General features: G+C 71.2%; 2 protein-coding genes. Both read left to right on the top strand.

Features of this window, described 5'->3' with window-relative positions; translation table 11 throughout:
- Positions 1 to 29 precede the first annotated feature (29 nt).
- Positions 30 to 15632 (top strand): non-ribosomal peptide synthase/polyketide synthase, encoded by a 15603-nt coding sequence (locus GTZ93_RS09200; RefSeq protein WP_161662738.1) that lies wholly within the window; start codon positions 30 to 32, stop codon positions 15630 to 15632.
- Positions 15629 to 17149 carry a glycosyltransferase gene (locus GTZ93_RS09195; protein ID WP_139915064.1) on the top strand — a complete coding sequence of 507 codons (1521 nt, stop codon included), beginning with the start codon at positions 15629 to 15631 and terminating at the stop codon, positions 17147 to 17149. Before GTZ93_RS09200 ends, GTZ93_RS09195 begins: the two co-directional genes overlap by 4 nt.
- The last annotated feature ends 2 nt before the right edge of the window (positions 17150 to 17151 follow it).

Below are 17151 nucleotides of genomic sequence, written 5' to 3'. Positions count from 1 at the left end.
CGCCCCACCTTCTTCACCGACCGAGCACCATGAGCGACATTCGCAACCGGATCGCCCACCTTCCTCCCGAAAAGCGCGAGCAACTGCTGCGCAAGATGGCCGAGCGGCAGCAGGCCTCCGGTGCGCCGGCGCTGGACCTTCCGCCAGCCCCGAGGCCCGCGCGCGCGGCGTCCGAACCGTCGCCGCTGTCCTTCGCTCAGCAGCGGCTGTGGTTCCTGGATCGGATGGAGCCCGGGACGACGCTGTTCAACCTCCCGGCCGCGTTCCGCCTGCGCGGGCCGCTGGACGAGACGGCCCTGGGGCGCGCTTTCAACGCGCTCGTGGAGCGCCATGAATCACTGCGGACGCGCTTCATGGAGCAGGACGGTCAGCCCGTGCAGGTGGCGGAGCCGTCACTGACGCTGGCGCTGGCACCGGAGGACCTGACGGGCCTGCCGCTGGAGCAGCGCGAGGAGCAGACGCGCAAGCGAATGGCGGAGGAGGCGCGACGGCCGTTCGACCTGACGCGCGGACCGCTGCTACGCACCCGGCTGCTGCGGCTGTCATCGGAGGAGCACGTGCTGCTCCTGACGATGCACCACATCGTCTCCGACGGCTGGTCCATCGAAGTGCTGATCCGCGAGGTGGGCGTCTTCTACGAGGCCTTCGTCGCCGGCACCGCGCCGGTGCTCCCGGCGCTGCCATTGCAGTACGCGGACTTCGCGCGCCAGCAGCAGGGACGCGAGGGCGAGACCCTGCGGCGTCAGCTGGACTACTGGAAGGCGCGGCTGAGCGGAGCGCCGCAGGTGCTGGAGCTGCCCACGGACTTGCCGCGTCCGGCCGTGCAGACGTTCCAGGGGGCGGAGCTGCGAGTGGAGCTGCCCGCCGCGCTGGTGGAGCAGCTCAAGGCGCTGGGCCGGCGCAGCGGAGCCACGCTCTACATGGTGCTGCTCGCGGCCTTCCAGACGGTGCTGCACCGGTACTCGGGGCAGGACGAGGTCTGCGTGGGCACGCCCAGCGCCGGCCGGAGCCAGGCCGAGTTGGAGGGCCTCATCGGCTTCTTCCTCAACACGCTGGTGCTGCGCACGGACCTGTCCGGCGATCCCACCTTCCTGGGGCTGCTGGGCCGGGTGCGCGAGGCCGCGACGGGCGCGTTCGACAACCAGGACGTGCCCTTCGAGAAGCTGGTGGAGGAGCTCCAGCCCCGGCGCAGCCTCAGCTACACGCCACTGTTCCAGGTGATGCTCATCCTCCAGAAGCCGCAGGGCCGTCCCCAGTTGGGAGGCCTGGCGCTGGAGGCCATCAAGAGCACCGCGGGCCGGTCGATGTTCGACCTCACCCTGTCGCTGGTGGAGGTGGAGCGAGGCGGGCTCGTCGGTCACGTGGAGTACAGCACCGACTTGTTCGAGGAGGCGACCATCGCGCGCCTCACCCAGCACCTGCGCACGGTACTGGAGGCCGCTGTCGCGCGCCCCGAAGCGCCCCTGGCTTCACTGCCCCTCATGCCCGAGGCCGAGCAGCGTCAGGTGCTCCTCGACTTCAACCGCACCCACGCTGACGTCCCTCTCGACGTCTGCTTCCATCAGCTCTTCGAGGCCCAGGCAGACCGCGCTCCCGACGCCGTCGCCGTCCGCGACGCGTCTTCTTCCTTCAGCTACCGCGCCCTCGACGCTCGCTCCAACCGCCTCGCCCACCTCCTCGTCGCCTCTGGCGTCCAGCCTGATTCCCTCGTCGCCCTGCTGGCCCCTCGTAGCTGCGACTTCGTCGCCTCCAACCTCGGCGTCCTCAAGGCCGCCGCTGCCTGGCTGCCCCTCGATCCGCTCCATCCGCCCCAGCGCCTCGCCCAGATTCTCTCCCTCAGCCGCGCTCCCTTCGTCCTCGTCGCGGATGTCTTCGCGCCGCTGCTGGCTTCAGCCCTCGCGCTGATTCCTGAGGGTGCACGTCCTCGCGTCCTCTCGCTCGAAGCTTCCCTGAACGCGGACGTTCCCTCTTCGCGTCTCGCTCCTCGCGCGTCTCCTTCGCACCTCGCCTACGTCATCTTCACCTCTGGCTCCACCGGCACCCCCAAGGGCGCCATGGTCGAGCAGCGCGGCATGCTCAACCACCTGCATGCCAAGGTGCTTGCACTCGGCCTCGGGCCCAAGGACGTCGTCGCCCAGACGGCTTCCCAGTGCTTCGACATCTCCGTCTGGCAGTCCTTCGTTGCCCTGCTCGTCGGTGGCCAGACGCTGGTGCTTGGCGATGACGTCGCTCACTCTCCCGCTTCACTGCTTGACGCGCTGGAGGCTCACGCCGTCTCCATCGTCGAGTCCGTGCCCTCGCTGCTGAATGCCCTGCTCGAAGAGGCGGACTCTCGCGGCTCCGCGCGTCCCGCCCTTTCGCACCTGCGCTTCATGCTTCCCACGGGTGAGGCGCTTCCCGCCGAAACCGCCCGCCGCTGGCTCCTCGCCTGGCCCTCCATTCCCCTCGTCAACGCCTACGGCCCCACCGAGTGCTCCGACGACGTCACCCACGCCTTCCTCTCCACACCTCCCGCCTCCTCCGTCGTCCCCATCGGACGCCCCGTCTGCAACACCCGCCTCTACGTCCTCGACTCGCTCCTGCGCCCCTGCCCCCTCGGCATCCCCGGGGAGCTCTTCGTCGCGGGCATAGGTGTCGGCCGCGGTTACCTCTTCGATTCCTCTCGCACCGCCGTCTCCTTCATTCCGGACCCCTTCTCCTCCTCGCCTGGCGCGCGCCTCTACCGCACCGGTGACCGCGTCCGCTGGCTGCCTGACGGCTCCCTCGACTTCCTGGGCCGCATCGATTTCCAGGTGAAGCTGCGCGGCTTCCGCATTGAGTTGGGCGAAATCGAAGCCTCTCTGCGCCAGCTGCCCGCCGTGCGTGACGTCGTCGTCCTCGTTCGCCAGGACTCCCCCGGTGACGCGCGTCTCGTCGCGTACCTCTGCCCGCGCCCGGGCCTGCCTCTCGACGTCTCCGAAGTCCGCGCGTCGCTCGCCTCGCACCTGCCCGAGTACATGGTGCCTTCGGCCTTCGTCCTCCTCGACGCCCTGCCCCTCAGCTCCAACGGCAAGGTGAACCGCAAGGCACTTCCTCTCCCCGACGCAGACGCCTCTCGCGCCGCATCCTTCGTCCCGCCCCGCTCGCGCACCGAGGCCCTCCTCTGCGGCCTCTTCGCTCGCTTGCTGCGGCTGGAGCGCGTCGGCATCGACGACGACTTCTTCGCCCTCGGTGGCCACTCACTCCTCGCCACCCGCCTCGTCGCCCACGTGCGCGAAGCCCTCGGCCTGGAGCTGCCCCTTCGCGCTCTCTTCGAGGCCTCTTCTCCCGCGCTCCTCGCCCAGCGCCTCGACGCCCTTCGCGACTCCTCCTTCTCTTCCTCCGCGCCTCCGCTTCGCCCCACACCTCGCGATGGCGCGCCCCCGCCTCTCTCCTTCGCCCAGCAGCGACTCTGGTTCCTCGACCGCTGGCAGCCCCAGAGCGCCTTCTACAACGTCCCCTCCGCGCTCCGACTCCTCGGCGCCCTCCACCTCCCCGCGCTCCAGTCCGCCTTCGACGAGCTGATCCGCCGTCACGAATCCTTGCGCACCACCTTCGACTCCACGGAGGAGGAGCCCCATCAGCTCATCCACCCGGCGCGTTCCATTCCGCTTCAAGTCATCGACCTGAGCAGCCTGCCCACCGCCGAGCGGATGCCCGAGGCGCGCAGGCTCGCCGACGCGGAAGCGCAGCGGCCCTTTGACCTGTCGGAGGGACCCGTCCTGCGGCTCACGCTGTTGCGGCTGGAGGAGCAGGAGCACGTGCTCCTCGGGGTGATGCACCACATCGTCTCGGATGATCGCTCCATCCAGGTGCTGCTTCGCGAGGTGGCCGCGCTCTACGACGCCTTCCAGCGGGGACAGCCGTCACCGCTCCCACCGCTGCCGGTGCAGTACGCGGACTACGCCGTGTGGCAGCGCTCCTGGCTTCAGGGCGACGTGCTCGACGCGCGGCTCGGCTGGTGGCGTCAGCAGTTGGACGGGATGCCCCATGCGCTGGAGCTGCCCACGGATCGTCCCCGGCCCGCGACCCAGGGCCACCGCGGCGCCGTGAGCGAGACCCGGCTGTCGCGCGCCCTCTCCGATTCCCTGCGCGCCTTCCACCGCCGCGAGGGCGTCACTCCCTTCGTGACGCTGCTGGCGGCCACGCTGGTGCTGCTGCACCGCTACTCCGGCCAGGAGGACTTCGCGCTCGGTACGCCCGTGGAGGGCCGTGAGCAGCAGGGGCTGGAAGGGCTCATCGGGTTCTTCATCAACACCGTGGTCCTGCGCGCGCGGCCACGGCCGGGGCTCTCCTTCCGGGAGCTGCTCGCCCAGGCGCGCGAGTCCACGCTCGGCGCGCTCGCGCACCAGGACGTGCCCTTCGAGAAGCTGGTGGAGGCGCTCCAGCCGAAGCGCGACCCCAGCCGCTCGCCGCTCTTCCAGGTGATGATCATCTACCAGCAGGGGCTGGAGCTCACCGGCGCGATGCCGGGCCTCACCCTGCTCCCGCTGGAGGTGGAGGGCCACACCGCGCGCTTCGACCTGTCTCTGGCCTTCACCGACCATCCCGAAGGGCTGGGCCTCTCCTTCGAATACAACACCGACCTCTACGACACGGCCACGGTGGCCCGCATGGCCGGCCACCTGCAGGAGCTGCTCACCGGCATCGTGGCGCGGCCGGAAGCGCCCCTCTCCGAGCTGCCGCTGCTGACGCCCGCAGAGCGCCAGACGCTGCTCGTGGCGTGGAACGACACCGGCACGCAGGCACCGGCCGGAGCGAGGCTGCACGAGCTCGTGGAGGCACAGGTGGACCGCACGCCGGACGCACCGGCGGTCATGTTCGAAGGCCAGCGGCTCACGTACCGGGAGCTGGACACCCGCGCCAACCAGCTCGCGCACCACCTGCGCTCGCTGGGCGTGGGCCCGGAAGTGCCGGTGGCCGTGTGTCTGGAGCGCTCGCTAGAGATGGTGGTGGGCCTGCTCGCCATCCTCAAGGCGGGTGGAGCCTGGGTGCCGATGGATCCGTCGTATCCGGCCGAGCGACTGACCTTCATGCTGGAGGACGCCAAGGCCCCGGTGCTCCTCACCCAGAAGACTCTGAAGCCCGCGCTGCCCGCGACCTCCGGGCGCGTGGTGTGCCTGGACTCGGACTGGGACACCGTCGCGCGCGCGCCTGATCACCGTCACCACGTAACCATCGCGCCCGAGGGCGCCGCGTACATCATCTACACGTCGGGCTCCACCGGCCGGCCCAAGGGCGCGCTCAACACCCACGCCGCGATCCACAACCGGCTGGCGTGGATGCAGTCCGCCTATTCGCTCACACCCGGTGACGCCGTCCTGCAGAAGACGCCCTTCGGCTTCGACGTCTCCGTGTGGGAGTTCTTCTGGCCGCTGATGACCGGCGCGCGGCTGGTGATGGCTCGCCCCGGAGGCCACCAGGACGCTGCTTACCTGGCGCGCACCATCGCCGAGGAGCGCATCACCACGCTGCACTTCGTGCCGTCCATGCTCCAGGTCTTCATGGAGCAGCCGGGACTGGAGTCCTGCGCTTCCCTCCAGCGCATCTTCTCCAGCGGCGAAGCCCTGCCCGCGGACCTCGCGCGGCGCTGCCTGGAGCGGCTGCCGGCGCGGCTGTTCAACCTCTACGGCCCCACGGAGGCGGCAGTCGACGTCACGCATTGGACGTGCGAGCACGGCGACCCGTCGCGCACGGTCCCCATTGGCCGTCCCATCACGAACCTGCGTCTGCACGTCCTCGACGCGAGGCTGCGCCCCGTGCCCGTGGGCATCCCGGGCGAGCTCTACATTGGAGGCCTGGGCCTGGCGCGCGGCTACCACCACCGGCCGGACCTCACCGCTGAACGCTTCGTGCCGGACCCCGTCGGTACACAGCCCGGTGCGCGCCTCTACCGGACGGGAGACCTGGCGCGCTACCGGCCCGACGGAGCCATCGAGTACCTGGGCCGCACCGACTTCCAGGTGAAGCTGCGCGGCTTCCGCATCGAGCTGGGCGAAATCGAAGCCTGCCTCGGCCTGCACCCCGCCGTGCGCGAGGCCGTGGTCGTGGCGCGCGAGGACGTGCCGGGCGATCCGCGTCTGGTGGCCTACGTGGTGCCCGGCCCGGGCCAAGAGGCCGACACGGCCACGCTGCGCCAGCACCTCCAGCAGCGGCTGCCCGAGTACATGGTGCCCGCGGCCTTCGTGGTGATGACCGCACTGCCGCTCTCCGCCAACGGCAAGCTGGAGCGGAGGGCACTGCCCGCGCCCACCACCGCGTTGGAGGCGACGCGCACCTCCGCCCCGCCACGGACCCGCACGGAGCAACTGCTGTGCGGCCTCTTCGCTCGCGTGCTGCGGCTGGAGCGCGTGGGCCCGCACGACGACTTCTTCGCGCTCGGTGGCCACTCCCTGCTCGCCACACGCCTGGTGGCTCGCGTGCAGGAGACCTTCGGCGTGGAGCTGCCCCTGCGCGCCTTCTTCGACGCGCCCACGGTCGCGAAGCTCGCAGTCCTGGTGGACGCACGGACTCCCGAGGAAGGCTCCGCTCCGGCCCCTCGCCCCGTGCCGCGCGACGGCGCGCTGCCCCTGTCCTTCTCCCAGCAGCGCCTGTGGTTCCTGGATCAGTGGCAGCCCGGCAGCCCGCTCTACAACATCCCCGCCGCGCTGGAGCTGGAGGGAGAGTTGGACGTGGGCCTGCTGGAGCGTTGCTTCCAGGAACTCATCCGGCGCCACGAGCCGCTGCGCACGACGTTCCTCCAAGGCGAGCACGGCGGAGAGCAGCGCGTGCACGCGGAGGCCACCGCGCCCCTCACCGTGGTGGACCTGGAGGCGCTGCCCGCGACGGAGCGCGAGCAGGAGGCGCGCAGGCTCGCCGTCGAAGAGGCGCACCGGCCCTTCGACCTCGCCCGTGGCCCCTTGATGCGCGTCACGCTGCTGCGCCTGGAATCCCTGCGCCACGTGCTGCTCCTGACGCTGCACCACATCGTCTCCGATGGCTGGTCGCTGGAGGTGCTCCTGCGCGAGCTGGCCGTGCTCCACGACGCTTTCCTGCGCGACGAACCTTCACCGCTGCCGCCGCTGCCGGTGCAGTACGCGGACTACGCTGTGTGGCAGCGCTCCTGGCTCCAGGGTGATGTGCTCGACGCGCAGCTCGGCTGGTGGCGCCAGCAGCTGGACGGGATGCCCCGCGCGCTGGAGCTGCCCACGGATCGGCCGCGTCCCGCGCTCGTCACATCGAGGGGTGCGGTGGCCACCCGCCGGCTGCCGCGCGACCTGTCGGACGCACTGCGAGCATTCCACCGCCGAGAGGGCGTCACGCCCTTCACCACGTACCTGGCCGCGCTCCAGGCGCTGCTGTTCCGCTACTCAGGCCAGGACGACCTGGGCGTGGGAACGCCGGTGTCCGGCCGCGGGCGCCCGGAGCTGGAGGGGCTCATCGGCCTCTTCATCAACACGCTGGTGCTGCGTGCCCGCATCGACGGCGAGCGTTCGTTCCGCGAGCTGCTCGCCCAGGCGCGCGAGGCGGTGCTGGGCGCCTTCTCCCATCAGGACGTGCCCTTCGAGCGACTGGTGGAGGTGCTCCAGCCGGAGCGCGACCTGAGCCGCACGCCGCTGTTCCAGGTGATGCTGGTCCACCAGCACGGCCTGGAGCTGGAGCGGGCCCTGCCGGGGCTGACGATGCGCCCGCTGCCCGTGGAGGGGCGCACCGCCAAGTTCGACCTCACCCTCTACGTCACCGACAGTGAGCAGGGCCAGCAGCTGGGACTGGAGTACAACGCCGACCTCTTCGAGCCGGCCACCGCGGAGCGGATGCTTGGGCACCTGGAGGTGCTGCTGCGCGACGTCACCGCCCACCCGGAGCGGCGCGTGGCGGAGTTGCCGCTGCTCACCGAAGCCGAGCGCCACCAGCACCTGGTGGAGTGGAACACCCCGCGCGAGGGCTTCGCACGAGGCCCCACCCTGCACCAGCGCTTCGAGGCGCAGGTGGCCCTCACGCCGGACGCCCTCGCCGCCACCTGCGGCGAGCAGCACCTCACCTATCGGCAGCTGGACGCGCGCGCCAACCAGGTCGCGTGGCGACTGCGCTCCTTCGGCGTGGGACCGGAGACGCTCGTCGGGCTGTGCGTGGAGCGTTCGCTGGACATGGTGGTGGGCCTGCTCGCCATCCTCAAGGCGGGCGGCGCCTACGTCCCCATGGATCCGTCGTACCCCGTGGAGCGCCTGGCCTTCATGCTGGAGGACACCCGGGTCCCGGTGCTCGTCACCCAGACTTCTCTCCAGGGAGCACTGCCGGCGCACGGCGCCCATGTGGTGCTGCTGGACGACCGCGGCCTCGAAGCGGAGCCCGTCCACGCCCCCGACGCGGGAGTCGCCCCGGAGAACCTGGCGTACGTCATCTACACCTCCGGCTCCACGGGCCGGCCCAAGGGCGTGCAGCTGGCGCACGAGCAGGTGGTGCGCCTGATGACCGCCACGGAGCCCTGGTACGGCTTCGGCGCACAGGACGTGTGGACGTTCTTCCACTCGTACGCGTTCGACTTCTCCGTCTGGGAGCTGTGGGGCGCGCTGCTGTACGGCGGGCGCGTGGTGGTGGTGCCCTACTGGGTGAGCCGCTCGCCGGAGAGCTTCCTGTCGCTGCTGCGCCGCGAGCGGGTGACGGTCCTCAACCAGACGCCCTCCGCCTTCCGCCAGCTGCTCCACGCGGACGCGACCTCCGACGAGCCCGGCGCGCTGTCCCTGCGCTACGTCATCTTCGGCGGCGAGGCCCTGGAATTCGCCAGCCTGCGGCCCTGGTTCGCCCGGCACGGGGACGCGCGGCCCCAGCTGATCAACATGTACGGCATCACCGAGACGACGGTGCACGTCACCTACCGCGTGGTGCACACGGCCGACGCGGAAGGGGGCTCGGGAAGCATCGTGGGTGTGCCCATCCCGGACCTCCAGACCTTCGTCCTGGACTCGCGCCTCCAGCCCCAGCCCGTGGGCATCCCGGGCGAGTTGTACGTGGGAGGCCCGGGCCTGGCGCGCGGCTACCTCCACCGTCCGGAGCTGACAGCGGAGCGCTTCGTGCCGCACCCTTTCGCCACGCGCCCCGGCGAGCGCCTCTACAAGACGGGAGACCTGGCGCGCGTACGCGCCGACGGGCAGCTGGAGTACCTGGGCCGCTTGGACCTGCAGGTGAAGATCCGCGGCTTCCGCATCGAGCTGGGCGAGATTGAAACCGCGCTGGCCTTGCACCCCTCCGTGCGCGAAGCGGTGGTGGTGGCGCGCGAGGACGCGCCGGGCGGCAAGCGGCTGGTGGGCTACGTGACGCCCGCCGTGGGCCAGACGCCAGACATCGAAACGCTGCGCCAGCACCTTCAGCAGCGGCTGCCGGACTACATGGTGCCCGCGGCGCTCGTCGCGCTGGAGTCCCTGCCGCTCACGTCCAACGGCAAGGTGGACCGAAGGGCGCTGCCCGCGCCGGAGCTGGAGCGCTCGGTGGGGACACCGTTCGTGGCGCCCCGGACGGAGGTCGAGCAGCGGCTGGCGGACATCTGGGCGAAGGTGCTGCGCCGGGAGAAGGTGGGCCTGCACGACAACTTCTTCGCGCTGGGCGGAGACTCCATCGTCAGCCTGCAGATCATCGCCCGCGCGCACCGCGTGGGCCTGCGCCTCACGCCCCGGCAGCTCTTCCAGCACCCGACCATCGCGGAGCTTGCGCCGCTGGTGGTTCCGGCGGACGTGCCCACCGGGGAGCAGGGGCCGGTGGTGGGTCCGGTGCCGCTCACACCCATCCAGCGCTGGCTCGTGGAGCGCGAGCTGAAGGCACCGCACCACAACAACCAGGCCATGGTGCTGGAGCTGCGCCAACCAATGGAAGTGCCGCTGCTGGAAGCGGCGCTGGGCCACCTGCTCGCGCACCACGACGCGCTCCGGCTGCGCCTCACCCGGACGGCGGAGGGCTGGCGGCAGACGTGCGCCGAGCCCGGCCCCGGCGGAGTGGTGGTGCGTCGGGTGGACGCGACGCGCCTGGAGCAGGTCGCCGGGGAGTTGCAGCGCGGCCTGTCGCTGGAGGCCGGCCCGCTGGTGGCGGCGGCGCTGGTGGACCCGTCGGAGGAGAAGTCTGGACGCCTGCTGCTCGTCATCCACCACCTGGCGGTGGACGGCGTCTCGTGGCGCACGCTGCTGGAGGACCTGGCCACGGTGTACCGGCAGCTCCAGGAGGCGCGCGCGGTGTCACTGCCTCCCAAGAGCACGTCCTTCAAGGCCTGGGCGGAGCGGCTGGTGGCGCACGCGCATTCGCCAGCGGTGACGGCGGAGCTGCCCTTCTGGCTGGACGCGTCCCGTTCACGCGTGCGCCCGCTGCCCCGGGATGGTGCCGGCGGTGACGCCACCTTCGCGTCGGCGCGAGGAGTGACGGTGTCGCTGAGCGCGGAGGAGACGCGCCTGCTGTTGCAGGACGTGCCGGCCGCGTACCGGGCGCGCATCGACGACGTGCTGCTCGCGGCGCTGATGCAGGCGTTGGCGGCCTGGACGGGCCAGCCGCGCCAGCTGGTGGACCTGGAGGGCCACGGCCGCGAGGACCTTTTCGACGACGTGGACCTGTCGCGCACGGTGGGCTGGTTCACGGCGCTGTACCCGGCGCTGCTGGAGGTCCCCTCGGAGGCCAGCCCGGGAGACGCGGTGCGCGCCGTGCGCGAGGCGCTGGCGAAGGTACCGTCGCGCGGACTGGGCCACGGCCTGCTGCGCTACCTGCGCGAGGACGAAGCGGCGAGGCGGCTGCGCGCCCTGCCTGCCGCGGAGCTCAGTTTCAACTACCTGGGCCAGTTCGACACGGACTCGCGCGCCGAGGGCCCCTTCACCCTGGTGCGTGAGTCCGCGGGCCCCACCATCGGCGATTCGGAGCGCCGGCCGCACGTGCTGGAGGCAGGCGGCTACGTGCTCTCCGGCCGGATGGACCTCTTCGTCAGCTACAGCGAAGCGCTCCACTCCCACGCCACCATCCAGGCGCTCGCCACCGCCTGGGGCGACGCACTGCGGAGGATCATCGCCGGTCGCCTGGGCACGGATGCGGAACGGCGCACCCCCGCCGACTTCCCGCTGGCCCGCCTCGCCCCGAGCGCCCTGGAGCGCATCCTCCAGACGGCGCCGCTCGCGAGGGACATCTACCCGCTGTCGCCCATGCAGCAGGGCATGCTCTTCCACGCGCTGTTCGAGCCCCAGGTGGGCATGTACCTGGAGCAGCTCACCTGGACCTTCCACGCACCGCTGGACCGCGACGCCTTCCACCGCGCCATGGACCGGCTGGTGGAGCGTCAGCCCCTGCTGCGCACCGCGCTCTTCTGGGAGGGACTGGCCGAGCCGCTCCAGGTGGTCAGCGCCCGCGCCCCACTCCCGTGGCTGGAGCTGGACTGGCGCGACGCGTCCCCGGCGGATCAGCAGCTCCGGCTGGAGGACTTCCTGGCCCGCGATCGCGCCCAGGGCTTCGACCTGTCCCGGCCTCCGCTGATGCGGCTGGCGCTCATCCGGCTGGAGGAGAACGTCACGCGCATGGTGTGGACGTACCACCACGTGCTGCTGGACGGGTGGAGCCTGGGCCTGCTGTTCCAGGAGCTCTTCACCACCTACCAGGCGCTCCTGCGCGACGAGCCTCTTCCGGACCGGTCCAGCCCTCCCTTCCGCGATTACGTGGCATGGCTCCAGCGCCGGGACGACGCCGGTTCGGAGGCCTTCTGGCGCAAGTCGCTGCGAGGCTTCACGGAGCCCACGCCCCTGCCCCTCGCCCGGCCCGTGAGCGCGGACGCGGCGCCCCTGGCTCCCGGCGAGCGGGAGATCCACCTGAGCGCGGAGCGGACCCTGGCGCTCCAGGCGTTCGCTCGCGACCACCAGCTCACGCTCAACACGCTGGTGCAGGCGACGTGGGGCCTGGTGCTCGGCCGCTGCGCGGGCACGACCGACGCTGTCTTCGGCACCACTGTCTCCGGACGTCCGCCGGAGCTGACGGACGTGGAGTCCATGGTGGGCCTCTTCATCAACGCCCTGCCGGTGCGCGTGCGGATGGATCCGGACGTGCCGGTGCTGCGGTGGTTGAAGGAGCTTCAGGCATGGCAGGCGGAGATGCGCCAGCACGAGCACAGCCCGCTGGTGAAGGTGCAGGGCTGGAGCGAGCTGCCGCGCGGCTCGTCCCTCTTCGACAGCTTCCTCGTCTTCGAAAACTACCCGGTGGACACGTCCGTCATCGAGCGGGGCAGCGCCCTGGCGATCCGCGACATCAGCTTCCTGGAGCGCATCAACTATCCGCTCGCGGCGATGGTCATCCCCGACCGCCAGCTGCTCCTGCGGCTGGGGTATGACCCGGCGCGCTTCAGCGCGGAAGCCATCGACCAGCTCCTGTCGCACTGGAGCACCGCACTGGAGGCGGTGCTCGCCTCGCCCGACCAGCCGCTGGGCGCGCTGTCGCTCTTCACGGAAGAGGCACGGCGCCAGGTGCTGGTGGAGTGGAATGCCAGCGACGTGGCCTTCCCCCAGGAGCGCCTCGTCCACCAGCTCTTCGAAGCGCAGGTAGCCCGCACTCCCGACGCTGCCGCTCTCGCTGCTGGCGACGACACCCTTTCGTTCCAGCAGCTCGACGCACGCGCCAACCAGCTCGCCTGGCATCTGCGCGCTTACGGCGTCGGTCCCGAGACCCGCGTCGCGCTCTGCCTCGAGCGCTCCTTCGATCTCGTCGTCTCCATGCTCGCGGTCCTCAAGGCCGGCGGCGCCTGGGTGCCGCTGGATCCGACGCTTCCCTCAGACCGCCTCGCCTTCATGCTCGCCGACTCCGGCGCTCCCGTGGTCGTCACCCAGGATCATCTAGCGGATGAGCTGCCGGCGCACGGCGGAGTACTGGTGTGCGTGGATGCGGATTGGAGTCAGGTGGCCTCGCGCTCCACCCAGCCGCCTCCTCCACGCTCCCTGCCCGATTCGCTCGCCTACGTCATCTACACCTCTGGCTCCACCGGCAAGCCCAAGGGCACCCTCCTCACCCACCGCGGCCTCGCCAACACCGCCCTCGCCGCCGTCCGCGAGCACCGCTTCGACGCCTCCTCCCGCGTCCTCCAGTTCGCCTCCATCGGCTTCGATGCCTGCGTCTGCGAGGTCTTCTCTTCCCTCCTCGCTGGCGCCTGCCTCCACCTTGCTCCTCGCGAGCAACTCCTCCCAGGGCCGCCCCTCCACTCCCTGCTCCGCGACCGCTCCATCTCCGCCGTTACCCTCACGCCTTCCGTCCTCGCGCAGCTAGACCCCACGGGGCTCGACTCCCTTCGCACCGTCATCTCCGCGGGCGAGGCGCTCCCGGCTGCCGTCGCCTCACGCTGGGCCCACCCCCAGCGCCTCCTGCTCAACGCCTACGGCCCCACTGAAGTGACTGTCTGCGCTTCCATCGAGTCGCAGCTCATTCCCTCTCAGCCCACCATCGGCGCTCCCTTCCCCAACGTCCGCCTCTTCGTCCTCGACTCACTCCTGCGCCCCGTCCCCGTCGGCCTCCCCGGTGAGCTCTTCGTCTCCGGCCCTGGCGTTGCTCGCGGCTACCTCGGCCAGCCCTCCCTCACCGCGGAGAAGTTCATTCCCCATCCGTTCTCGCGCGAGCCGGGTGAGCGCCTCTACCGCACTGGCGACCGCGTCCGCTGGCTGCCTTCCGGCCGCCTTGAGTTCCTCGGCCGCCTCGACTCCCAGGTGAAGCTGCGCGGCTTCCGCATCGAGCCCTCCGAAGTCTCCGCCCTCCTTCGCGACCACTCCTCCGTCCTCGACGCCTTCACCCTCCTTCGCGAAGACTCTCCCTCCCTCCTCCGACTCGTCTCCTACGTCGTCTCGCGAGACGAGTCCCCCGACGAAGCCCCGCTGCGCGCGATGCTCAAGGCACGCGTGCCGGAGTACATGGTGCCGGCGGCGTTCGTGTTCCTGGACGCACTGCCTCTCACCGCCAGCGGCAAGGTGGACACGCGCGCGCTGCCCGTCCCGGGCACTCCGCCCGCACGGGCAGCGCTCCAGGTCGCGCCTCGCGACACGGTGGAGGAACTGCTCGCGACGCTGTGGGCGGAGCTGCTGGGTGTGGAGCGCGTGGGCATCCACGACGACTTCTTCGACCTGGGCGGCCACTCGCTACTCGCCACGCAGCTGGTGGCGCGCCTGCGCGCCGTGTTCGACGTGGACGTGTCGCTTCAGGAGCTGTTCGACCGCACCACCGTGGCCCGCCTCGCGGATCGGCTCCGGGCCCCACGCAGCGGTTCACTCGCGAGGCCGCCCCCCATCACGCCCTCTACCGAGGACGGCGAAGTCCCCCTCTCGCACGCACAGGCCGCCTACTGGTCCCCGGAGCGCATGGGCGCGGCGAGCGTCTACAACCAGGTGCTCACCCCGCTGCGCCTCGACGGCCCCCTGGACGTGGAGGCCCTGAGGCGGACGATTGAAGAACTGGTGCGCCGCCACGAACCGCTGCGCACCACCTTCCCCAGCGTGGACGGTCAGCCCGTGCAGCGCGTGGCCCCGCCCACGGAGTGGGAACTCCCCGTGGAGGATCTCCGCCCCCTGCCCGAGGACACGCGCGAGCAGGCGCTGATGTCTCGGCTGGAAGAAGAAGGCTGGCGCCCGTTCGACATGGAGCACGGGCCGCTGATGCGCACGCGCCTCTTCCGCGTCACGGACAGCCGCCACGTCCTCATGCTCGCCGTCCACCACGCACTCACCGACCAGGTGTCCGGCGGAGTGATGCTGCGAGAGCTGACTGCGCTCTACCCCGCCTTCCGCGACGAGCAGCCCTCGCCGCTGCCGGAGCTCACCGTGAGCTACCGCGACTACACCCGCTGGCAGCGCGAGTGGATGCGCGGCGAGGTGCTGGAGCACCACCGCAACTGGTGGATCCGCCGCCTGGAGAAGCCGCTGCCGGCGTCGCTGCCCCTGGACCGCCCGCGCCCGGAGGATGGCACCTTCCACAAGGGCCGCCACGGCTTCACGCTCCCACCCGCGCTGTCGGCCCGGTTCCACTCGCTGGCCCGGCGCGAGAGCGTCACCCCCTTCCTGCTGGGGCTGGCGGCCTTCAAGACGTTCCTCGCGCGGACACTCCAGTGCGGCGACACGGTGGTGGGCATCGTGCACGCCAACCGCCCGCGCCCGGAGCTGGAGCCGCTGGTGGGCATGTTCGCCAGCTACCTGCTGCTGCGCACGGACCTGTCCGGCAACCCCTCCTTCCGAGAGGTCCTGCGGCGCGTGCGTGCCAGCTACCTGGAGTCCTCCGAGCACCAGGACCTGCCCCACGCGGAGCTGGTGTCGCTGCTGCGTCCAGGTGTCGTGGACCGCCGTCCGCTGAGCCCGCTCGGCTACGTCTTCCACGCCTCCGCCGCGCCCACGGTCACGCTGGCCGGGCTGGAGATCCAGCCGCTGGACGCGGACCTGGGGCTGCTGCTCAACGACTTGCAGTTGCTGCTGACGGACGGCCCGGATGGACTCACGGGCCACCTGGAGTACCGCACGGAGCTCTTCGACGCCGCGACGATCGCGCGGATGGCGGACGCGCTCCAGGCGCTGTTGATGGAGGTGGTGGAGGAACCGGACCGGCCGCTGACGTCGCTGTCCCCGCCCCCTTCGGACTCGAAGCCACGGGAGGTCGCATGAGTACGAGGACCCGGCTGTACCTGGAGGCGGAGCCGTTCCAGAACGCCGCGGGCGCCATCAACGCCTGGATGGAGGAGGAGCTGCGAGCGCTCGGCCACGACGTCGAGCGCTTCAACCGCCACTACCCCAACGCGGGGGACTCCGGCATCCCGGTGGCGAACGCGCGGCGTGTGCTGGCGCTGCACTCCCGGCCCGTCGCGGACCTGGCCATCTACTGCGACATGGGCCTGGGCATCCGCGCGCCCAACCGCGAGCTGGCGCGGCGGACGTTCGTGTTCTTCCACGGCCTCCACGGCCACCCTGCGACGTGGCTGGGCAACCCGCTCATCGACCTGTACGGGGCGCTGTCGCCCTACATGCACGACACCATTGAGTCATTGCTGCTGACCCCGGACTGGTCCGGGCGGCGGTGCCTGGATCCGCGCGCAGCCGCGAACGTGAGCACGATTGTGCCGACGCTGCCGTGCCTGGAGTCCCCCGACGGCGAGGGGCGCCTCCCGGGTGTCGAGCTGCCCCGGACCGTGCAGGAGGCGCTGGATCGCGGCGAGGTGCTGGGCCACGCCATCCAGCCCGGCAAGGCGGACTGGCAGGCCGTCTGCGCCATCCTCCTGGGCCTGCGCGCGCAAGCCCGCGAGCACGGCCATCCCCCCGTGCGGCTGGTGGTGGCCGCCCAGGACTTCGCGATGCTGCAACACGTGCTCCGCTTCGGCTTCCCCTTCCAGGCGCACGCGCTCGCCCAGGCACTTCAGGCCGCGGACGCGACGCTGGAGGACCTGCTGCTGCCCGTCCCGCACCTGAGCCAACCCGCCCTCTTCCGCCTCGTCCGCGAGGCCCGCTTCGGGCTCTCCTACAACGTCACCCCGGAGCCCTTCGGGATGTACGTGCTGGAGTCCGTGCTCAACGGCTGTCCCGTCTACACCAACGGCGCGGGCAACAACCGCCACGCGCTCCCGCCGGGCCACGGCATCCTCGTCCACGAGACCGAGGCGATGGCCGCTGGCGCCCCGGACGCCTACGCCTCCCTGGCGGCTCGCATCTTCCAGGACGTGCTCGCGCCAGCGCCGCTGCGTGAGGCCTGCCAGCGAGGCTCCGCGCTCATCCGCCGCACCTTCACTCGCGCCGCCTTCTCCTCCAGCTTCCGCGCCTGCCTCTCCCGGCTGGAGTCGGACGCCGCGCGGCCTGACTGGGCGTTCGAGGACCTGGTCGTGCGGCTGAGCCCCACCGTGCGTCGGCTCGACGCGGCCAGTGGACGCTTCCGGTCCGACTACCGCGATGATCAATTGGGCGGGGAGGAACAGGCGCTGCTGCCACGGGTGCTGGGCAAATCCGCGGGCGACGTCCTGCGCGGAGCCCCCCCGCTCGCGCCGCTGGAGGCGCTCTTCGACAAGGGCGTGCTGTCGCTCGCGACGCCAGAGTCCACCCGCCCACCAGGGTCCACGCCGGGCGCATGGGCCTGGTACCCGCCGGACTCCGCCTTCATGGAGCCCTCCCTCTTGCGCGACCCCGGCCCGCGTTAGCC

It is taken from the genome of Corallococcus exiguus, assembly GCF_009909105.1.
In the GTDB taxonomy this organism is placed as follows: domain Bacteria; phylum Myxococcota; class Myxococcia; order Myxococcales; family Myxococcaceae; genus Corallococcus; species Corallococcus exiguus.
The sequence above is the reverse complement of the archived record's forward strand: the minus strand, read 5'-3'. Positions and strand labels throughout refer to the sequence as shown.

What these genes read in the sequence shown, in the direction of transcription:
- GTZ93_RS09200 (WP_161662738.1), top strand. Translation starts at nt 30, where the DNA reads ATGAGCGACATTCGCAACCGGATCGCCCACCTTCCTCCCGAAAAGCGC.
- GTZ93_RS09195 (WP_139915064.1), top strand. Translation starts at nt 15,629, where the DNA reads ATGAGTACGAGGACCCGGCTGTACCTGGAGGCGGAGCCGTTCCAGAAC.